General features: G+C 55.9%; 16 protein-coding genes. 4 read left to right on the forward strand and 12 right to left on the reverse strand.

Annotation, left to right across the window (positions count from 1 at the left end; all coding sequences use genetic code 11):
- Position 1 precedes the first annotated feature (1 nt).
- The 5 genes from LJX92_RS22790 to LJX92_RS22810 all read right to left on the reverse strand — a co-directional run bounded on the left by LJX92_RS22790 (position 2) and on the right by LJX92_RS22810 (position 7,816).
- The gene (locus LJX92_RS22790) at positions 2–1,693 is read right to left on the reverse strand and encodes a site-specific DNA-methyltransferase (protein ID WP_228308986.1); all 1,692 of its coding nucleotides are present in this window, start codon (positions 1,691–1,693) and stop codon (positions 2–4) included.
- On the reverse strand, positions 1,693–4,593 hold the full coding sequence (locus LJX92_RS22795; protein WP_228308987.1) for an SNF2-related protein: 2,901 nt from the start codon (positions 4,591–4,593) through the stop codon (positions 1,693–1,695). The genes LJX92_RS22790 and LJX92_RS22795 overlap by 1 nt, the downstream gene beginning before the upstream one ends.
- Before the next feature lie 369 nt (positions 4,594–4,962).
- Positions 4,963–5,664, reverse strand: coding sequence for an inovirus Gp2 family protein (locus tag LJX92_RS22800; protein WP_228308988.1), 702 nt, complete (start codon positions 5,662–5,664; stop codon positions 4,963–4,965).
- A gap of 488 nt (positions 5,665–6,152) precedes the next feature.
- Complete coding sequence (locus tag LJX92_RS22805) at positions 6,153–6,383, reverse strand: helix-turn-helix transcriptional regulator (RefSeq protein WP_137212025.1); 231 nt, start codon at positions 6,381–6,383, stop codon at positions 6,153–6,155.
- 56 nt (positions 6,384–6,439) lie between these two features.
- Positions 6,440–7,816, reverse strand: coding sequence for a hypothetical protein (locus tag LJX92_RS22810; RefSeq protein ID WP_228308989.1), 1,377 nt, complete (start codon positions 7,814–7,816; stop codon positions 6,440–6,442).
- A 129-nt stretch (positions 7,817–7,945) separates the two neighbouring features.
- On the opposite strand from LJX92_RS22810, the gene LJX92_RS22815 reads away from it, so the two are divergent.
- A complete protein-coding gene (locus LJX92_RS22815) occupies positions 7,946–8,848 on the forward strand; it encodes a hypothetical protein (protein WP_228308990.1) in 903 nt (300 codons plus the stop codon).
- A 338-nt stretch (positions 8,849–9,186) separates the two neighbouring features.
- On the opposite strand, the gene LJX92_RS22820 is transcribed toward LJX92_RS22815, so the two are convergent.
- Genes LJX92_RS22820 through LJX92_RS22850 form a run of 7 tightly spaced genes read right to left on the reverse strand, consistent with a single transcriptional unit; the run spans position 9,187 to position 15,484 of the window.
- Positions 9,187–10,557: an ATP-binding protein gene (locus LJX92_RS22820; protein WP_223018232.1), complete on the reverse strand. Its 1,371-nt coding sequence runs from the start codon at positions 10,555–10,557 to the stop codon at positions 9,187–9,189.
- Positions 10,557–11,216: a response regulator gene (locus tag LJX92_RS22825; protein ID WP_078822358.1), complete on the reverse strand. Its 660-nt coding sequence runs from the start codon at positions 11,214–11,216 to the stop codon at positions 10,557–10,559. The genes LJX92_RS22820 and LJX92_RS22825 overlap by 1 nt, the downstream gene beginning before the upstream one ends.
- An 11-nt stretch (positions 11,217–11,227) precedes the next feature.
- Positions 11,228–11,872: a tetratricopeptide repeat protein gene (locus LJX92_RS22830; protein WP_078822359.1), complete on the reverse strand. Its 645-nt coding sequence runs from the start codon at positions 11,870–11,872 to the stop codon at positions 11,228–11,230.
- On the reverse strand, positions 11,869–12,678 hold the full coding sequence (locus LJX92_RS22835) for an SDR family oxidoreductase (protein ID WP_078822360.1): 810 nt from the start codon (positions 12,676–12,678) through the stop codon (positions 11,869–11,871). The genes LJX92_RS22830 and LJX92_RS22835 overlap by 4 nt, the downstream gene beginning before the upstream one ends.
- The gene (locus tag LJX92_RS22840; RefSeq protein ID WP_228308991.1) at positions 12,665–13,339 is read right to left on the reverse strand and encodes a TenA family transcriptional regulator; all 675 of its coding nucleotides are present in this window, start codon (positions 13,337–13,339) and stop codon (positions 12,665–12,667) included. The genes LJX92_RS22835 and LJX92_RS22840 overlap by 14 nt, the downstream gene beginning before the upstream one ends.
- Positions 13,336–14,817: an AMP-binding protein gene (locus LJX92_RS22845; protein WP_228308992.1), complete on the reverse strand. Its 1,482-nt coding sequence runs from the start codon at positions 14,815–14,817 to the stop codon at positions 13,336–13,338. Before LJX92_RS22845 ends, LJX92_RS22840 begins: the two co-directional genes overlap by 4 nt.
- Positions 14,807–15,484: a thermostable hemolysin gene (locus LJX92_RS22850; RefSeq protein WP_228308993.1), complete on the reverse strand. Its 678-nt coding sequence runs from the start codon at positions 15,482–15,484 to the stop codon at positions 14,807–14,809. The genes LJX92_RS22845 and LJX92_RS22850 overlap by 11 nt, the downstream gene beginning before the upstream one ends.
- A 189-nt stretch (positions 15,485–15,673) precedes the next feature.
- On the opposite strand from LJX92_RS22850, the gene LJX92_RS22855 reads away from it, so the two are divergent.
- The 3 genes from LJX92_RS22855 to LJX92_RS22865 all read left to right on the forward strand — a co-directional run bounded on the left by LJX92_RS22855 (position 15,674) and on the right by LJX92_RS22865 (position 18,446).
- The gene (locus LJX92_RS22855; protein ID WP_078822364.1) at positions 15,674–16,222 is read left to right on the forward strand and encodes a cytochrome b; all 549 of its coding nucleotides are present in this window, start codon (positions 15,674–15,676) and stop codon (positions 16,220–16,222) included.
- Between the two features lie 279 nt (positions 16,223–16,501).
- Positions 16,502–17,020 (forward strand): cysteine hydrolase family protein, encoded by a 519-nt coding sequence (locus LJX92_RS22860; RefSeq protein ID WP_223018228.1) that lies wholly within the window; start codon positions 16,502–16,504, stop codon positions 17,018–17,020.
- Positions 17,021–17,420: 400 nt separating this feature from the next.
- Positions 17,421–18,446, forward strand: a complete 1,026-nt coding sequence (locus LJX92_RS22865) for a hypothetical protein (protein WP_228308994.1) — start codon at positions 17,421–17,423, stop codon at positions 18,444–18,446.
- Positions 18,447–18,506 lie beyond the last annotated feature (60 nt).

An 18,506-nucleotide genomic window follows, 5' to 3' on the forward strand; every position in this document is an offset into this window, starting at 1 on the left:
CTCAGTTTTCCTCAGTACCGTCGAACAGGTTTGCCTGTGCTACCGGTGATTTATTTTTTTTAGGTTTAGCTGCTGTGATTTCGACTGCGTCAAGCTCTGCGTCTTGCAGGGGTAAGGCGGCGATTTTTAAGGAGTAATCATCTTTACCCCACTCGCAACGATCCAGCACCACACGAGGAATTTTCTTGATGGTTAGGTTCGTCAAGTTATCACCAGCGGCCTCATAGGCCATGCAGCAAACCAGTAGACTGCGCTCCTCCCCCACCTCATCCGACAGGGCGTTGAGTTGGTCAAAGGTCAAACTGTTGGTGGTCACGTAGATAAAGGCGTTTTCAGTAGCCTTGCCGTGCATCCAATAATGTTCGGCGGATGGCGCGTAGGTGTAATTGAAATGCTTGCAGATGGCCTCAGCGAGCATTTCCGGCTGGTAATCCTTGTTGATTACCAGATTACCCCATTTGTCTTTTTGCAGCAGGGAAGGTGCTAGTTTGAAGAATCGGTAGCCACCGCCACCTTTCCAAGCAGCTGCCTCGGTAACACCACCTTTATCGACGCTATCGATAACCTTCTGCATACGTGGCACGATATGAGTTTTAGCGTGGTTACCCAGCTCAACCATAATCCAGCGGCGACCCATTTTATGGGCAACAGCGCCTGTTGTGCCAGAGCCTGCGAAGGAATCAAGAACTAAGTCGCCAGGCTTAGTAGCAATTCCCAATATTCGCATCAGCAAGGCTTCAGGCTTTGGCGTTGAGAAAGCGTCGTTTCCACTTAGTTGAATTGCCTCTCTTTTAGCGTCTTGATTATCCCCTACAACATCTCTGAGCCAAATGGTATCAGGCACAACCCCAGTACCGACCTTTGATAAAAATACCTTTATACGAGGCTTTTCCTGCTCCCCTTTTTTACCCCACCAAAGCATGTTCCCCTCTACATGCTTCTGATGGGTTTCCTTCTCATAGGCCCACACACGGTTTTCATTCGGCCACACTTCTTTCCCCGTAGCGGGATGAATCAGCGGATAATAAAGATTCGGTCGCTCCTTGCTATTTTTTGAGCAAGTATAAACAACTGAAGTCCAAAGACCTCTCGGATCGTTATCGTGATTATTATAACCTTTTAACTGTTCAGGAGTGCGCTCGACTTGGTTAGGTCGCCAAGAATCTTTATTTTTGGCATAAACCAATACGTGATCGTGACTAGTACTGAACTGTTTAGCATCATTCTGCTTTGAATACTTTTTTTGCCAAATTATGTTGGCAACAAAGTTTCGCCTCCCGAACAACTCGTCACACATCACTTTGAAATAATGTGCTTCATTATCATCTAAAGTAATCCAGAGCGAACCATTTTCTGCCAAAAGTTCGCGTAGTATCGAAACGCGATCCCGCATCATGCCTAACCATAGCGAATGCTCTACCCCATCATCATAATGTTCGAAAGCCGACCCTGTATTGTACGGCGGGTCTATAAAGATACATTTCACCTTGCCACGCACATCCGGGTCTGTCTCCAGCGCTTTTAACGCCAGAAGATTGTCCCCTTGGATCAGCCTATTATCGAAGTGATCACCCTCACGCCGCGTTTCGGCGTGATAGGAAAACACTGGATCCTCGATCAGGATGCGCGGCTCGAGGCGTGGACGCTCGTCTTTGCCAATCCAGGTCAGTTCAAGCTTGGTTTTACCGGCCATTAGATCAGGCTCCATCGAATCGTAAACAGGTGATCCACCTGTGGCGTTAAGTTAAGTTGTTCGGCAATGGCATCTAACATGACTTCGCGCTCACTATCGATCTCACGCAGGCGGGTATAGAGCTGATGTTGTAGCTCATCTACTTGGCGCTTTAAGGCTTTTGCTTCGTGCTGTAGCTCAAGCTTGGCGGCCAGATTAGTTGTCGCACGCGCCAATTTTTTCTTTTCATTGGCCTGCTTGGTCAGCTCTTTTATTTGCTGGTCGTAGGCCACACGGGCGTCATTACGCCACGCATCCAGGCGGTCCTCTTCTTCGTTGAGGAATTCACCCAAACGCTCTTGCGCATGCCCGACTAGGGCCGTTTGCCGCGCCTCAGTAACACCCACCAATTCTGCCTCGGGCGCCTGCCCCACTGGTGCGCCAAGCTCTCGGGCAGGAATGTGCAGCAAGCGTTCGGCGGTACTCGGGTCAAGCATGCTGCCGTCATTGGTGAAGGCTGCGCAGATCAGCTCATCCCAAATGCGAGCGGGGGTTTGTAACGTTAGGCGTGAGAGTCGCAACCAGCCGGATTGCCCGCGCAAGCTGGCCACATCCGTCAGATTGCCAGCATAGGCGTTGTAGTCAAACGCGAGCGACGCCATGGGAGTTGATCGCGCTTTAGCCTGCGCCACCAGCTTATCTGCCAGGCCTCCATCGCCCACGCGGAAAAAGCGCCAGCCGTTATCCTCTGCCTCAGGCCATTCGGTGGACCAGGTGCTGCCTTGATAATCAAAGCGCTCGGCATGATCTGGATGGAAGTGGGCCTGGGGTAGCTCAGCACGAGCAAGGGTCAACAGCGCCCTACGGAAGTCGCCTAGGGCGGCATGAACGCCCTCCTTGCGGCTCATCAAGCGTTCAATCACCTTTTCGTCCATCTCAGCCAAAATTTGGTTGCGTGCAGCCTGTTTGGCTGCATCAATCTCGACACTGAACTCTTCCTGCAGCTTATCGAAGGCCTCATTGATTTCGTCGTTCGAACGGCACGTCTGGACAATCTCCAGAATACGCCGTTCGATATCCACGCCAGACTCAATAGCACCTAATACTTCATCAGATGAGCCAAATACGCCCTCGAAGAGCTTGAACTTCTGCTCTAAGAGCTGGTGAATGCGCTCCTCTGCCTGGTTCTTGCGATTGAGGAAGTTGATCACGGTGACGTCGATCTTTTGCCCATAGCGGTGGCAACGGCCAATGCGCTGCTCAACCCGCTGGGGGTTCCAGGGCAAGTCATAGTTGATTAGCAGCGAGCAGAACTGCAGGTTGATACCCTCGGCACCGGACTCCGTGGAAATGAGGATGGAGCGGTCATGTTTGAAAGCATCGACAATGGCTGCTTTCATATCGGCAGATTTAGAGCCGGAGACGACCTCAGTACCTTTATTTTTGGCAAGCCAGGCTTTGTAGAGGGCTGTGCTGTCTTTATCGGTGTTTGAGCCGTTGAGTACTACGGTTTGACCAGCAAAGCCGTTTTGTTCCAGCAGATCACGCAAGTAGGCTTGGGTGCGCACGGACTCGGTAAACACCACGGCCTTGTGCTGACCACCTTTGACTTCCTTAATCTCAGCCATAACGTTGGGCAAGCACTCCAAGAGCGCTCGCCCTTTGGCGTTGTCGTTAATTGAGGTGGCGATATCCCTGTAGTGCGTCAGTTCGGCGATCTCGGCCTGAAGTTTTTTCGGGTCTATCTCATCAAGATCATCATCCGAATGGTCTTCGATAGCATCCGCTTCGGTTGCGGCGATAGAACCAGCATCGCGCCAATCCTCAGCGTCCTCAGCAAAGCCATCGAGATCATCTAGGGTGTCGTCATCAACCACTAGCTTGGCTTGCAGGCGGTTGACCATTTTGTCCAAGGTTTTGGCAATGGCAAATGAGGATGAACCTAGGATCTTGCGCAGGGACAAGGTCACCAGGTGACGGCCATTTCTACCTAGGGCAAGGGTGTCTGGGTTTTGCAGGTACGCCGACACTGACTCGTACAGATCCAGCTCAAGCTTGCTGGGCGTAAAGTCAAAGGTTTTCGGCAAGCGGTTGGTGTAGTTGATCAGTCCAGCCTTTTGGACCTGACGGCGCAAGGTGCGCTTGCAGATGGGCTCCAAACGATTCTGTAGCAAGGTCATAGCGGCAAGATTGCCCTTGCCTCCGAACTCCGCCTTAAAGGCCTGCTCCGAACCAAAGTAAGCCTCATCAATGATCGTAACGAGACCATAGAGCTCCATCAGGTTGTTCTGCAACGGAGTTGCCGTCAGCAAAAGCTTCTGACAACCCTGTAAAGCATCGCGCAGGACCGCTGCTCGGGAATTGTTAGCCGCCTTAAAGACGTTACGCAGCTTGTGCGCCTCATCAAACACGACCAGATCCCAAGCAACTTTTTGCACCTGATGGGCGATACGAGCGGCATATTCGTAAGAGACGATGATGATGCCTTCCTTACGCCCAATGGGATTGGGTTGCCCGCTGGCCGACAAGTCTTTAAGGCGCTTTGCATCAAGAATGACCGAGGGCAATGAGAACTTTTCACGGAGCTCCGTGGCCCATTGCTTGCGAAGAGAGGCCGGCACAACCAACAGAAGGTTTCGGCGCTGCTCCCACCAACGCTGGCTGAGCACTAACGCCGCCTCGATGGTTTTGCCAAGCCCTACCTCATCTGCCAGTAGCACGCCTTTGGATAAGGGCGAACGCAAGGCAAACATAGCCGCATCGACCTGGTGCGGGTTCAGATCCACACGCGCCGAAGACAAGGACTGGGTCAAAGACTCGTCGGCACCGATACCTTCGCGAGTCAAGAAGTGGGCGAAATACTTCGCCTGGTACGGGCTGTAAATCATCTGAGAAAAATCCTTATTGAGGTCTGCCTGCAATAGCAAATCCTGCTCGTCAAGCCTATTGTCTTAGTGATACGTGCAACTGCTCGCAATTTGAGCGCTTCAGTTCGAAATGCTGACAAGTTCACTCAATTGGATGCTGGGGGCCAGAGGCGGGAATTGCAGTGCCACAGCGAACCACCACTGGATCGTCGCAGCCTACTTTTACAACACCTGCCACCTTATCTACCGAGGGATAATGGGTAAAGGAGTATCCTGCGTTTTGCGCGCAGCGTCAGGCAGTTAGTGGGGGCCCACTGGCCAGAAACGAGTATTCTGCCAACCTAGCCACAGCCCAACTGCTCAGACTTGGTACGTATTCCAGAATGATAACACCCAGCCTAAGACGAGCGACGCCCCCTGGCGCTAACCCCTGCTAGCGCTAAAGCCTCGATGACGCTCGCCATAAGACTTCGTAGCAACCTTGCAGAGATAGCTAGATCGGTAGAACAGCTCTGGCAACTCATCGATCTCGCCACGGCGCATCTCGCGTTCGACTCGATATTCCGCATTCTTCGGGATGTGTACCAGCCCTCTGACCTGCTCAGTTGACAGCCCCAGTGCACCAGCCCAGGACTCCTCCATGCGACTGATCATGTTCACCCTCTCTGAGCGTAACCTTCCTACCGTGCAGTAAGCATTCCCGTTCAGCAGGAGCAGTAGGTGGTAATGCGGCTTGCCTCCCTGACCGACCTCCCTCGACCAGACGTACCGGACCTTGCAGCCACGAGCGTACCCATCACGCTCACGCACCTTTTCCTGGTGGTACTGGATCTTTCTCGTGAAGGACTCAAAGAACCGGCTGATGACCTGGTTCGTATAGGCGTAATCGGGCAACTCGATACCCTGGGGTAGCCTGAGATCCGCCCTGAAGGCTAATACCCTCGAATACTCAGCCGTGGCCAACTCGATAGTGTGCTTGAGGTCCGACAGGTACTCACGGATGAAAGGCCCTTTGTCACGCATCAACGGGAAGCCTTCAAAGGTGTCGTCGTAGTACAGATGGAGGTTGGTATTGGCGGGATGACGGAGTGGGTAGTGCTGGATGGTATCGACATCGTTGAGCATGGTTATGACCTCTCGTTGGTGGAGCTTCATAACCAGTGCCTGCTGTGTACTTTTTAACCGCTACTTTTCCTCACCTGATCAGTTGACCTCTATGCACGCGTTGTAGTAATAGCCCTTCAGGTGGGGACTCTGCCCAATCCGACTCTACGTGAAAGGGATCTGATCAGTAAATGTTGTTGCTCGGTTAGGCGTGAACCCTTCGGGTAGTAATAGCTAGTAAAGCATACTACCCACACCGCAACTGACCGCTCCGACTGGCTCGGTAAAATCCACCCCGCTCACCAAGCCGCAGTGGCATTTTTTGCTGAAACCGTATTCCGGAAAAAAACCAGATAAGCCCATGGTGGACCGTTGCCTAGCCAGCGTCTGCCGGATCGATGGGGAGCAACATCGATCCGGCTTCCTGGCGAGTGCCGAACAGCCTGAATAAGCCACCCGGCATAAGCGCCATGACCAGCCGTAGCCAGTCATGGCGCAGATACTCAGATCTAACTGGCCATACTCAGATGGCCGGTGGAGCGCGTCGCAGCACCTTCTGCCAAGTCACGCTCCTCGATCCTTGCCAAGATCCAGTCATGCACCTCGCTGTCGACCCAGCCGACGCAGCGGTCGCCCAGTGACACCGGCTTCGGAAAGGTACCCTCCCCGATGTGCTTGTAGATGGTCGACCGGGCAAGGCCAGTCGAGTCGATAACTTCTTTTAGTCGGATGATCCTCATGAACGGGGCTCCTCGTATTCGTTCAGAGGATTGGCAGGGGCGATAAAAAATAACCGCTAGACGGCTTTCGCTCGTGCCGGCGTGAGCAAACCCGCCTTTTCTCTAAGCTCGATTGGGCAAAGGGCTTCCGTAGTGACTTCCTTCGTTTCTACGTACTCGCCGACCTCTCTCAGCAGCCTGCTACCGCCAGCCCCCCTATCAATCAACATCCCTAAACTGGCATACCCCCGCCGCAAATCACTGGGTAGAAGTCTGAAGTTCAGACTTGACCAGACCAGTCCATCAACCCGTGAAAAGCGCACCTTGCACACGCGCGCAAACTGAATAGTCATGCCCCATAAAAAATCTATGACTTCAGCCTCGTCGAGCAACCGCGCATCTTTAGCGTCCTTCATCGGTTTGCGAAAAAATGCGCTGATGTCGTCTCGGATGCCAAGGGCACAGTCTGACTTGACTGCGTCTAGCTGCTCCCAGTGCTGTGTCAGAAAGTCTGTCACACACCTACTCAAAAAAAACTCCAGCTGCTCAATCTCGTGCTTGGGCGCATACCTAAAAAGCCGGATAACTGAGGGCGGTGTGGAAAGCTCATACAACGAGTATTTATGCGTAGTAGCGGGATTGCGCCAGAGCTCAAGATCAAACCAAACGTCCCCCAGGTACCGAACATCGTCAGCCCCTTCGCCCACACACTCATGCACAACGAAGCTGATCAGGTCCGTCCCCGAGGTAATCTGCCGATGGTTCAGGTTAAGGATGTAACTGCTTTTGAGTTTTTCAGCAAAAATGGGACTAGCGACTCCGGGAACATGTCGTCGGATAAACCCCAATCCAATAAGCTTTCTAATCCTTTGTTTAAGGCCTGCCTGCTCCAGGCCGGTGAGTCGACATAGCTCAACATTGCCGAGCGAATTTACTACGCCAAAACGGTCTGCATGAGCGTATAGCATTGCAAGAAGAAGTCGATTGGATCGACTGAGCAAAGAAGTGCGGTTCGGTACTGCAACCCTCGTTTGCTCCGTCTTCACAGTATTAGCTGACATCGCATAGATCTCCACGTCGGGCCTGGTGGAGTGAATGTAAGGCTCCTTGATTAGGTGCTCGACGGCGCCAAAGTGCGGCGCAAGATCTAGGGGGCGTGAAATAAAACTCGCAATCCCGAGCTTATTGGCCACATCGTCATGGAGGCGAAACGATTTTTTCAGCCGACCGGCTCGTTGAGCCAACGCCGCTGTAGCGATGAGGATCGACTCTTTCAGGAGCAAGTTGAGTGCATTGGCACACTCTCTCGTAGGCACTCCAAGGCAACCAGCCAGCTCATCAATAGTGATCGGCCCTGTGTCAGTGAACTCATAACGCAGGTAAAACGACGCCAGCGTGAACCGAGCCTTGGAATCCAGTCGCACTAAACTCAGTGATAAAAGGCTAATTAGCATATGCAATCCAGAAATAATCACAGCTAAATATACCCTATTTCTATCTGATAAATTTGATTTCGTTATGCATAACGTTATCGATAATGAATATACTGGCCCCAGCGACGGCTCCAGCAGGAATGGATGAGAATGGGACGCAAAAGAGTAGTTGGACTCGATTGGCTTGATTCTGAAAATACGAATCAACGCCTTTGGGCCTTGAAGTATTTGCAAGCGAAAGGCTTAGAGAGAATTTTCCATAACGGGGAGAGGATCCTTCCGGATGAGCTTCCGTCCCACAACGAAATGCTGGATGCAGGCATGTATATCGAGCAGGGCACTGGTGCGAGGCAATTATTTAGCGACATGAAGGATGCTTGGCGCCAGGAGAGAGACAGAAACAAGAAAAAGGAAGCCGGCCGCCAGGTATGCGTATTCACTCTGTGTAAAGCCACCAAGGGCCATCTGAAAACCATGGCCAAAGAGCAAAAACAGAGCCCAACCGTGCTGCTGGAGAGCATGATTACAAAGGCTTACACAGCCCACGTGCGCAGACAGCAAAGGCAACTGTCGAAACAAACTTTGCAGGGGAGTCGTCACCACACGATTCAAGACCTCCACGAGATGTTCATCGGAGGCGTCATACAGCCCGATCATTCAGCCATCCCCAGCCGTTCCTTAGCTGAAAAATCAGTGGGTGAACCTGAGCTGCTGAAGCAGAAGTCAGGCGAGCACACTTCGTCAGTTTCAAATGACCGCTCTAGTTCGCAGGCTGCCCCAGAAATCGTTGAACCTCTGCTTGAGCATGAAGAGGCTATTACCCTCATTCCAGATTCACCCAGCAATAGTCAAAAGCCGTCCGCGGCGGCAGAGGATGATCAGCCAGAACAATCCGCACCAGTGGACTTAAATTCAAGCCCGACTGATGATTTCCCTCACGCTCAAACCGACAACCCTTCACCCGTGGTGAAAATCAGTCCACAAAAGAGAAAAATGTTCAGGTTATCCAGCGATCGCTTACCAAAAGCCTGGGACAAGGAACAAAGTGATTAACTGTCCGATCTGAAGCGACATACAACATTTGGCATTCCAAATGGCATTCCAGACAAAAAACAAAACAGATATTTTTATTAACAAACAATAAGTTATGCTTCCTGTTCAGATTACCCCGGCCCACCAACTCAACAAAAAAGACTTCCCCAGACGTCTTTTTCCATCCCTAAAACCCAGTCCCCAAAAGAATTTCACAGCTACGATAAACTTTGAAACCATCCCGCATCCCAGCCGCTTCGTTATCCCAAGCGCCCCCCCACCCCAACCTGCCAACCCCCGCCCCGCAACATGTTTCACCGCCTATACAAAACAAAAATAATCGGCTGGATGCTTTGCAATTATTCCGTAGCTGGAATTGATAACGTCGCCCTCAACCCCCCTTCTGCCCGGTTTGCCAGTTCGATACGTCCGTTCAAACGCGTGGCGATGGTGTTGACGATGGTTAGCCCTAACCCGGCTCCTTGCGCCGTGCCACGGCTGTAGAAACGCTCAAATAATCGCTCTCTAGATGACTCATCAATTCCCGGCCCCTGGTCGTCGACGGTCAAATGACAGAAGCCATCCGCCTGGCTCAGTTGCACAGTGATTGCGCCGTGTTCGGGAGAGAAATTGGCTGCATTGGTGATCAGGTTGTTCAGCGCGATGTCGATGGCGGCGGGGTTGGCGAATACGTGAAAGGGCTGGTCGCTGACGTCGAATATCAGTTCAAGGTTTTTGCTCAATAACCACGGTGACAGTTGCACGAGGCTGTTGCGCACGGTTTCGCTGAGGTCGATGCGCTGTAGCGGTGGCGGATTGGATTTGGGTTCCAGTCGCGCCATGGTCAGTAACTGGTTGACCAGTCTGCTGGTGCGATCAACGCCTGAGATAAGGAATTCCAGCGATTCTCGACGTTCCTGTTCTGTGCCTGCCTCCAGCAGGTTTTGCGCGTGTACTCGCAGCACGGCGAGTGGTGTACGCATTTCGTGGGCTGCGTCGGCGATGAAGCGTCGTTCGCGGCCAAGCACTTCTTGAATCTGCGCGAGCATGCGGTTGAGCGCCGCTTGCATGGGCTCAAGTTCGCTGGGCAACGGTGCCAGTTGCAATGGCTCCAGTGAACCGCTGTGGCGGGCACGCAGGGTCTCGGCCATGTTTGCCAAGGGCTTTAAGCCCCAGCCTATAGCGAGCCAGACCATCGCCGCGAGCAGTAAACTGCCGACGATGTTCGGCCATAGCGTATGACGCACGATGCGGTCGACCAGATCCGCGCGCACATCATCGCGCTCGCCAACCCAGATGCGCATGCCGTTTTGTGGGTCTTCAAGAAGGAAGGCGCGCCAATGTCGATGGTTCAAATCCACCACATCACTGAAACCCGGTTGCGTCGGCGGTGAACTGAAGGCGGGTGCGCTGGCGGTGTGCACCAACACCTCCCCGCCGGGGCTCCACACCTGAAAAGCAATTTTTCGTTCGTATGGATGACCATCGCCGCGCGGCACCGCTTCGCCCAGTGCGGTATTGAAGGCCCGGTACAGTTCGGCGTGCTGCTTGCTCGCCATTGGCATGCGCATCACGCCTTGCAATAAGCGCGCGTTCTGCGCCAGTTGAGCATCGTAAACCTCGGCGATTTCATGATTGCTATCGTGCAGGTTAAAGACGCTCAGCACCGCCAGACCGGCCAGCAGCAAACCAATGATCAGCGTTAATGTACGGCGGCGGATCGAAGTCATCAGCGCTCCTCCACCAGATAGCCCACACCTCGAATGGTACGGATCAGCTCAGTAGAGAACTTTTTGCGCAGGTGGTAGATGTGCACTTCCAGAGTGTTACTTTCCGCTTCTTCATTCCAGCCATAGAGCAGTTGAATCAGTTGGTCTCGAGTCATCACCCGGCCCGGAGGTGAGAGCAGTTCATGCAGCAACTGATACTCCTTGGGCGTCAGTGCTACGGGATGGCCCTGGTAGCTGACCTGCTGGGTGCCGGGGTTGAGGATGATGCCGGCATGTTCGATCAGCGCTTGCGCGCGTCCGGCACTGCGCCGCAATAACGCTCGCAATCGCGCCTTGAGTTCGGCCAGGTCGAACGGTTTGATCAGGTAGTCGTCGGCACCGGCATCCAGGCCCGCGATGCGATCTTCGGTTGCATCGCGGGCGGTGAGAATCAACACCGGCAGGTTCGAGCCGCTGTCGCGCAGGCGCCGCAGTACTTCGAGACCGTCCATGCGTGGCAAACCGAGATCCAGCACAGCAACATCGAACGTTTCGCTGAGCAGGGCATGCAGCGCGCTGCTGCCGTCCTTGAGCCAATCGACGGTGTAGCCTTCGCGCCCCAGCGCTTGATGAATGCCTTCACCTAGCGCCACATCATCCTCAATCAGTAATAAACGCACGCGGACTCCTGTCAGTCGAGTTTCTTGTTGACGTCCACCAGCAGAGTGGCGATCTCTTTGCGACGTCCCGCATCTGCCGTTTCACGGCCGGGACGCGGCGCCGCTTGCAGGGCTTTTTGCAGCGCTGCCTTAGCTTCAGCGTAGTGTTTCTGACGGTAGAGGTGATCGCCCCAGAAGTACAGGCTGTCAATGCCATCGGGGTTGAGTTGCAGCGCCTGCTTGAGCAGTTGTTCAGCTTTGTCGCTGTCGCCGAAACCGATGGGCCAGCCGGGCACACGATCATACAGCGCCGCCAGGCTGGTATAGGCCGAGCCTTGCAGAGCCTTGGGGTCGAGGGTCAGGGACTTCTCCAGGTCGGCCTTGGCTTCCTTGGCTTTGCCCAGCGCTCCGAGCCCTCCTTGGGCACCGGCCCAACTGCTGGTGACAATGCCTTTCCAGATCCAGGCTTCGGCCACCAATGGACGCTGCGCAGTGAACGACTGGGTTTCGCTGGACAACTGCTCGAACGCGGCGGCGCGCTGTTTTTCCGCCACTTCATATTGGATATGCGCCCAGCTTTGTTGAATGCTGCTCAGGCGTTGCTGGTCAGCGGCCTCCAGCGCCCAGACGCTTTGGCTGAGGGTGGCGATCAACAGGCACGCGAAGATTTTTTTCATGGCTTGAGGGTCTCGTTGTCAGTTTTTTCGCTAAGGCGCCGGATCAGGGGCAACTGCTTTCGCAAACCTCGATCGACCAGATGCGGCAGTAGATGGTTGAGGCGCACAAAGAAGCGTTCGGGCCAGCCCAGATACAGGTCGCGGCGGTCGCCGGCAATTGCGTGCATCACCGCCGCGGCCACGGTTTGCGGATCATCGACGTTGGCCTTGAGCGCATCGTTGAGGGCTTGCGCCGCCGCGCTGTTCATCGACGTACGGGTGGCCCGCGGTGCGACGTAGAGCACGCTGACCCGGGTGTCGGCCAGCTCTCGGCGCAACGCTTCGGAAAACCCGCGCAGGGCAAACTTGGTCGCGCAATAGCTGGCGTAACCGGCATAACCGATCGAGCCGTAGGTCGAGCCAACGTTGACTACCATGGCGCTGTCGGCCTGCTTGAGTAGCGGCAGCAATAGCTTGGTCAGGCAGATCGGCGCGCTGATGTTCACCGCCAGCATCGTATTGATGTCACTGTCGTCGAGCTGTTCGAGCATGGCGAAGTGATTCACCCCGGCGGCGTTGATCAACAGATTGACTCCACCAACCGCTTCGGCGGCAGCGAGTACTTTGCGTCGGTCGCTGAGAAACGTCAGGTCAGCCGCGACCCAGCACAGGGTGTCGGGGTAGCGTTTGAGCAGCGCAGCCAAGGCTTCCTGATGCCGCGCCACGGCCAATACTCGCGCACCCGCGGCGCACAGGGCTTCAGCGATAGCCATGCCGATACCGCCACTGGCACCGGTCAACACCACGCGCGCGTTACGCAGCTGCATGTTCAGCCTCCGCGCCACGCGGCAGGCCACGAAACATGTCGGTGTACAGTCGGTACACGACTTTTGATGCATGAATCACTGCCGCTTGATCCAGAGGATCGTCCAACTGGTTCATCAGGCGGCGGTAGGTTTGCATGTGTTCGATGTCGAGCGAACCGTGAGAACTCAGGTAACTGAAGGCGGTTTCCGGCAACGACAGATGCTCCCGAATGCTCCCTGCCGCGTGTGTGGCCAGGGCAATGCTGGTGCCTTCGAGCACATTGACCATGCCGAACAGCCCCACCGGGTTGCCTCGGGCGATCAAGTCATAAAGGTAGCTCACCATCAGCTCAATCGGCAGCGAAGGTTGGCCATCATGCACGGCCTTGCGATCACCTCCGCAGGCTGCAATGTCGTTGAGCACCCACTGTTCATGGCCGTATTCGTCTTCGATGTACTCGCACACCGCTTTGCGCAGCCATTCCAGACGTGTCGGTAAACGTGCGCCGCACGCCATCATCAACGGCACGGTGTGGCGCACGTGATAGTAGGCCTGTGCGAGAAAAGCCTGATAGCTGTCGAGGCTGACCTTACCGTGCAGCGCATCGAGGATGATCGGCAGGTTAAACAGCTCGTGGCGTTCATGCTGTGTGGCTTCTTGCAGGGTGTCGAAAAAACTCATGATGCGGATTCCTCCCGGACAACGGATTCGGTCAATTGGGCGTGGTACTGCGCGACGATGGCGTCGCGGCGTGGGCGGCCATTGGCGGTTAGAAAGCCATTGGCTGCGGTGAAGGGGTGCGGCAGGCGCGTCCACTGATGCACCTGGGCGTAATCGGGCAACGCCTCGTTGGCTTCGGCGACGGCAGCGGCTAGTTCGGCATCGGTGCAATCCGGGCGATGCGGCCAGAGCAAGGCGTGATTGCGCGGCATAGACTCGCCGTAAACGAACGCCTGGGCGATGTGGCGGCGCTGGGTCAGCTCGGACTCGACCCATTCCGGATTGACGTTGCGCCCGTAACTGGTGACGAACTGATGCTTCTTGCGGCCCTTGAGATAAAGAAAACCCTGCGGGTCGAACTCGCCCAGGTCGCCGCTCGGCCACCACTCATCGGCGTACGGTGCTTCCCCTAGATAACCGAGCAGCATCGAGCCCTTGATCAGCACTTCACCGTCCTCTGCCAACCGCACTTCGACATGGGGCAGTGGCCGACCGACGCTGCCGGGGCGGTGCGCGCCGGGGCGATTGAGGCACACCACCGAGGCGCATTCAGACAAACCGTAACCTTCAAAAACCGGTAAGCCGACCTGTTGTGCACGGTGCAGCAAGTCTTCGGACACACGTGCACCACCGACCGCTGCAAAACGCAGGGTTTGCGGGGCAAAGGCTTGCTGTTCGGCGGCGCTGACCAGCATCAATAACAGCTGTGGCACCAGAATAAGGCTCTGCGGTGCACGCTCGGCGAGATAACCCAGCAGGTGCGGGACATCGACGCCACTGGCGCCCTGGATGCCGAGGGTTTTCTGGCTCGGCAAACTGAGCATTGCACCGGCATACAGCGCGGCATAACAGCCCAGGTTCTCCAATAGAATGGCCAATGGCAGCAGTGCCAGGTGATGTTGCGGGCTGGTGGTTTCGCTCGCCTGATCCAACTCACGTGCGACCCGTAACAGGCTGTCGGCACTCAGGCAAACACCTTTCGGCGTGCCGGTGGTGCCAGACGTGAAGGTCAGCTTGGCGGTGCCCATCGGTATGCGTCTTTGGCCACTGAAGGCGCGGCACCAGAACTCGCCGCGTTGCTCATAGCCGGCAGCGCGCAGTTCGGGCTCCAGCTCCGGTTCGGCAATCACGCGTTCGGCCTGACTCTGCTCCAGACAATGGGCGCGTTGTGCCGCGCTGAAAAACGGCGGCAGCGTTACGCAGGTCAACCCTTCGAACAATACCGCCAGATCCCAGAGCATTGCGTCGACGCCGTTGTCCAGCGCCAGGGCGACGACTTGCACCTGCTCATCGCGCAGGCGCTCCTGGCGATACAGCACTTCTGCATACAGGGTGGCGTAATCGAGCTTCAGCGTATCGCCCCACAGCGCGGTCGCGTTGTCATTGCGCCGGGCATGTTCGCGCAAGGTTTCCTGAAAGCGTTGCAGTTCAAGCGACATGGCAGGCTCCTTCAATCGGGATCGGCAAACCCAGGCGGCTGAACAGGCCGATATTGCGCAGGTGGACGAACCCGGCGCGGATGTCGCCGACGTGCACCCAGGGTTTGCTCTCGTAATAACTGCCCCAATGTTGACGCTCGTCACCCAGTCGATCCGGATCAGCGGCGCACAATGTCACCGGTTTCAGGCCGAGACGACGGAAGCTGTTGACCAGCCCGATGTTGCCGGTGAACGTCACCCATTCCAGGCCACCCATGGCCAGTAGATAGGTGATGGCGATGATGCTCAGGCGCGCGCTGCCGGTATCGCTGGCCGCCAGGTTGCCAACCTCGACAATGGCATTTCGGTCTACCGCGTGATCAGCCGCCGCGCTGATCAATGGCTCGATCGGTTCGTCCAGATACCGCTCCAGAAACAGCGGCTCAAGGTGCGCGCGACGCACGCCGGCCACTGCGCACAACTGGCCTTCACCGTTATGCATACCGAACAGCTCGGGCATGAAGTGGCGGATGTCGGCGCCGTGGGCCTTGCGGAAACGCTGCTGGATAAAGGCTTCGAACTTCGCTCGCAAAGCGTCGTCCGGCAACGCACCCGTCAGGGTCAACGGCGGCGTTTCAGCTTGGCCGAAATGCAACGGCAGGGGTATGTTCCAGTCAAAATCGGGCATGGGCCGAACGCCTCCCTCAATGGGTTTGAGCGAAGTATCCAAGCCATTTCTTAACGAAGTCTGAAGGTGAAAGAAGGTCAACCTGAGAGTCGATCTTCAGACTCTCTTAAGACAGCACGAGCAGGGTGACGTGGCCGGTTCAAGGCAACCGGATCGACCGTCCATCACAATAATCAAGAGGCGCTTTTTATGACCCGCGACACCGTCGTCACCCGATATGGAAAGCTTTCAATAACCCTGCACTGGCTGATGCTGGCGCTGTTCATCGGCGTTTATGCCTGTGTCGAAATCAAGGGTTATCTGCCCAAAGGCAGCGAAGCGCGGGGTTTGCTCATGGGGTTTCACGGCCTGTTTGGTACAAGCATTTTCGCCCTGGTCTGGGTTCGTCTGCTCGGGCGCCTGAGCCCACGGCCACCGATCACCCCAAAACCACCGGCCTGGCAGACCGCTCTCGCGCATCTGACACACCTTGCGCTCTACGGGCTGATGATCGCCACGCCTATTCTCGCCTGGCTGATGCTCGCCGCTGGCGACAAACCGTTCCCGTACTTCGGCTTTCACGTGCCGGCACCGGTAGCCGTCGACCCGGACTTCGCCAAACAGCTCAAGTACTGGCATGAGCTGATCGGCACTACGGGGTATTGGTTGATTGGTTTGCATGCGGCAGCGGGGCTGTTCCATCACTATTGGATGAAGGACAACACGCTGGAAAGGATGTTGATTGAGCGAAAGTCATGACGAACCGCCGCGAGGTGCCTGATCGCACACGGCTGTGCCTATTCAGATTACCCCGGTGCCCCGCCCAGGTTTCTGCCTTGTCAGCCCGCGGCGATATTGCTAGTGTCGATGCATGACTACCTCTTGCCTCACCTCGACAACGACCACCACGACCGCATCAAGCGGAGCGTGCGAGGTGTCGTGAGCCAATAGCCAACGAACTTCAAAGGCCCGCCAGCGATGGACAGGGCCTTTTTTTATGCCCTTGTGTCGCTGGTTCAAACGCAAGGAGATGCACCTATGTACGCCCTGTTGATACTGGATATCCAAGTCGGACTCATCCACGGCCCGGAAAAACCCTGGCGCTGCGACGATCTGTTGGAGACGTTGAATGCCCTGATGGACAAGGCTCGCAGTGCAGGCGCACCGATTTTTCTCGCTCGCCACATCGGCCCCGTTGGCTCGCCAATCGAACCAGGCAGCCCGCTTACACTGATTGCAGAGGAACTGAAGTTGCAGGGTGAAGAAGTGGTGTTCGAAAAGCGCCGGCCTAACGCTTTTGCAATGACTGACCTGGCTGACCATCTGCGCTCCAGCGGCGCCACCGGCGTGGTAGTTACCGGGATGAAAACGCAATACTGCGTCGACAGCACCTGCCGTGCCGCGCGTGATCTTGGCTTCGATGCGGTGCTTATCGCCGACGGTCATACCTGTTCTGACACGCCCTTGATGAAAGCCGAGGCCATCGTGGCTCATCACAATGCCACGCTCAACGGGCCGTTCTGCCAGTTGGTTCAGGCTGAGGACTGGAGCTTTTAACAGAGCCTGACGACGGGCAGGTCAACAGGGCCGGGCTTCGGAACTTTCCTGCAAGATGCCGCGCTGTCGGTGAACTGGCGCACCCCAACCAACAAGCCTAGCCTTCCCCTGTCGCTGCAAAATCAGCAACCGGGTTTAGCAGCTCGGTTGATATCAAGGCCTGCAAAGCCACCATCCGTTCGAGCGATGCTTTCAGCATCCGCTGGTTCGTATCATGGCGGCTGTGCGTGGGGCACTTTCGGGTGCGCCGGGTTCCTTGATTCCTGGTCTGCTAACCCGCGCACGGTCGCCACCCTATAAAAAGGGCGAGAAGCCTCAACGCCCACCTCGCCCGCTGGAATCCCCTAGCACTTCCCATTACCCTGACGGCCTTTATCAGACAATCGGAAGTCAGATACCCGTGCTCAAGCCCCTCGCCGTTATCGCTCTTACCGTCATGCCCTTACTCGCAACCGCTGCCGAGCTGGACGGGGTCTGGCAAGGCACCTTGGGCAAATCCGCTATCACCGTCTGTTTCAACGGCGCCGACGGGGAGCATGGCAGTTATTACTACCAGCGCATCCGTACCCCGATTCAGCTGACCCAGGCCAACGACAACGCCCCTTGGGTAGAGGAAGGAAACACCGGTTTCTGGACTCTGCAAAAACCTCAGGGCGATACCCTTTCTGGTGCCTGGAGCAAAACCGATGGCGGTACGCCGCTGCCACTGGCTTTACGCCGCATTGGCACGGACGGCTGCGGCAGCGATGCCTATAACGCGCCCATGGAAGCCGCGCCGCTGCCGATCAAGACCGAGAAGAAGACTTTCCACAACCACACCTACCAACTCAAGACCCAAGGCCCCCGCGTCACGCTCAAGCTGGAGGGAGACAGCCCGGCGGTGCAGAAGATCAACCAGCAACTCGCCGCTCTGGCCGTCAATGACGAAGATCTAACCGACTATTTTTATGAGCGGCGTGAATACCTGGGTCGAAACGGCTCGGTCTATACCAGTGAGATCGAGGTTGAGCCCGCCTATTGGTCATCGCAATTTCTCACCGTGCGGTTCTACCGCTGGGCCGCAGGCCAAGGCGCCATGGGCATCAGTTGGGGCCTGCACTCCTGGAACCTGCAAACCGGTGAATCGGTTGACCCATGGACCTGGCTCGGCGGCCATCAGCAATGGTATGACGCCTATTCCGGGCACTTGAAGCTGCCGGCCGCCTTCAGTACCTGGCTGGCCAAGCAAACCACCACCGACGAGGGCTGCCCCGCGATCACCGATTACTCCAACTTTCACCTCAGCTTCAACACCCAGGGCCTGCAACTCTCGACACCTGCCAATGGTGACGGCTGCGACAACGACTTGGCCTTCACCTGGGAGCAGTTGGAGCCGGTGCTGACCGCACAAGGCAAAGCAGCAGTGCCCAGCTTGAAAATGCCCTGACGCGCCCGAGAAAAACCCCGTAGCCGTTCACCAAAGGTTAAGAATCGCGCTCGTATACTC

It is taken from the genome of Pseudomonas sp. HN8-3 (genome assembly GCF_020790195.1).
Taxonomy (GTDB): Bacteria; Pseudomonadota; Gammaproteobacteria; order Pseudomonadales; family Pseudomonadaceae; genus Aquipseudomonas; species Aquipseudomonas synxantha_A.

What these genes read in the sequence shown, in the direction of transcription:
- LJX92_RS22820 (WP_223018232.1), bottom strand. Translation starts at nt 10,557, where the DNA reads ATGACTTCGATCCGCCGCCGTACATTAACGCTGATCATTGGTTTGCTG.
- LJX92_RS22840 (WP_228308991.1), bottom strand. Translation starts at nt 13,339, where the DNA reads ATGAGTTTTTTCGACACCCTGCAAGAAGCCACACAGCATGAACGCCAC.
- LJX92_RS22800 (WP_228308988.1), bottom strand. Translation starts at nt 5,664, where the DNA reads ATGCTCAACGATGTCGATACCATCCAGCACTACCCACTCCGTCATCCC.
- LJX92_RS22855 (WP_078822364.1), top strand. Translation starts at nt 15,674, where the DNA reads ATGACCCGCGACACCGTCGTCACCCGATATGGAAAGCTTTCAATAACC.
- LJX92_RS22810 (WP_228308989.1), bottom strand. Translation starts at nt 7,816, where the DNA reads ATGCTAATTAGCCTTTTATCACTGAGTTTAGTGCGACTGGATTCCAAG.
- LJX92_RS22790 (WP_228308986.1), bottom strand. Translation starts at nt 1,693, where the DNA reads ATGGCCGGTAAAACCAAGCTTGAACTGACCTGGATTGGCAAAGACGAG.
- LJX92_RS22835 (WP_078822360.1), bottom strand. Translation starts at nt 12,678, where the DNA reads ATGCAGCTGCGTAACGCGCGCGTGGTGTTGACCGGTGCCAGTGGCGGT.
- LJX92_RS22830 (WP_078822359.1), bottom strand. Translation starts at nt 11,872, where the DNA reads ATGAAAAAAATCTTCGCGTGCCTGTTGATCGCCACCCTCAGCCAAAGC.
- LJX92_RS22860 (WP_223018228.1), top strand. Translation starts at nt 16,502, where the DNA reads ATGTACGCCCTGTTGATACTGGATATCCAAGTCGGACTCATCCACGGC.
- LJX92_RS22850 (WP_228308993.1), bottom strand. Translation starts at nt 15,484, where the DNA reads ATGCCCGATTTTGACTGGAACATACCCCTGCCGTTGCATTTCGGCCAA.
- LJX92_RS22845 (WP_228308992.1), bottom strand. Translation starts at nt 14,817, where the DNA reads ATGTCGCTTGAACTGCAACGCTTTCAGGAAACCTTGCGCGAACATGCC.
- LJX92_RS22805 (WP_137212025.1), bottom strand. Translation starts at nt 6,383, where the DNA reads ATGAGGATCATCCGACTAAAAGAAGTTATCGACTCGACTGGCCTTGCC.
- LJX92_RS22815 (WP_228308990.1), top strand. Translation starts at nt 7,946, where the DNA reads ATGGGACGCAAAAGAGTAGTTGGACTCGATTGGCTTGATTCTGAAAAT.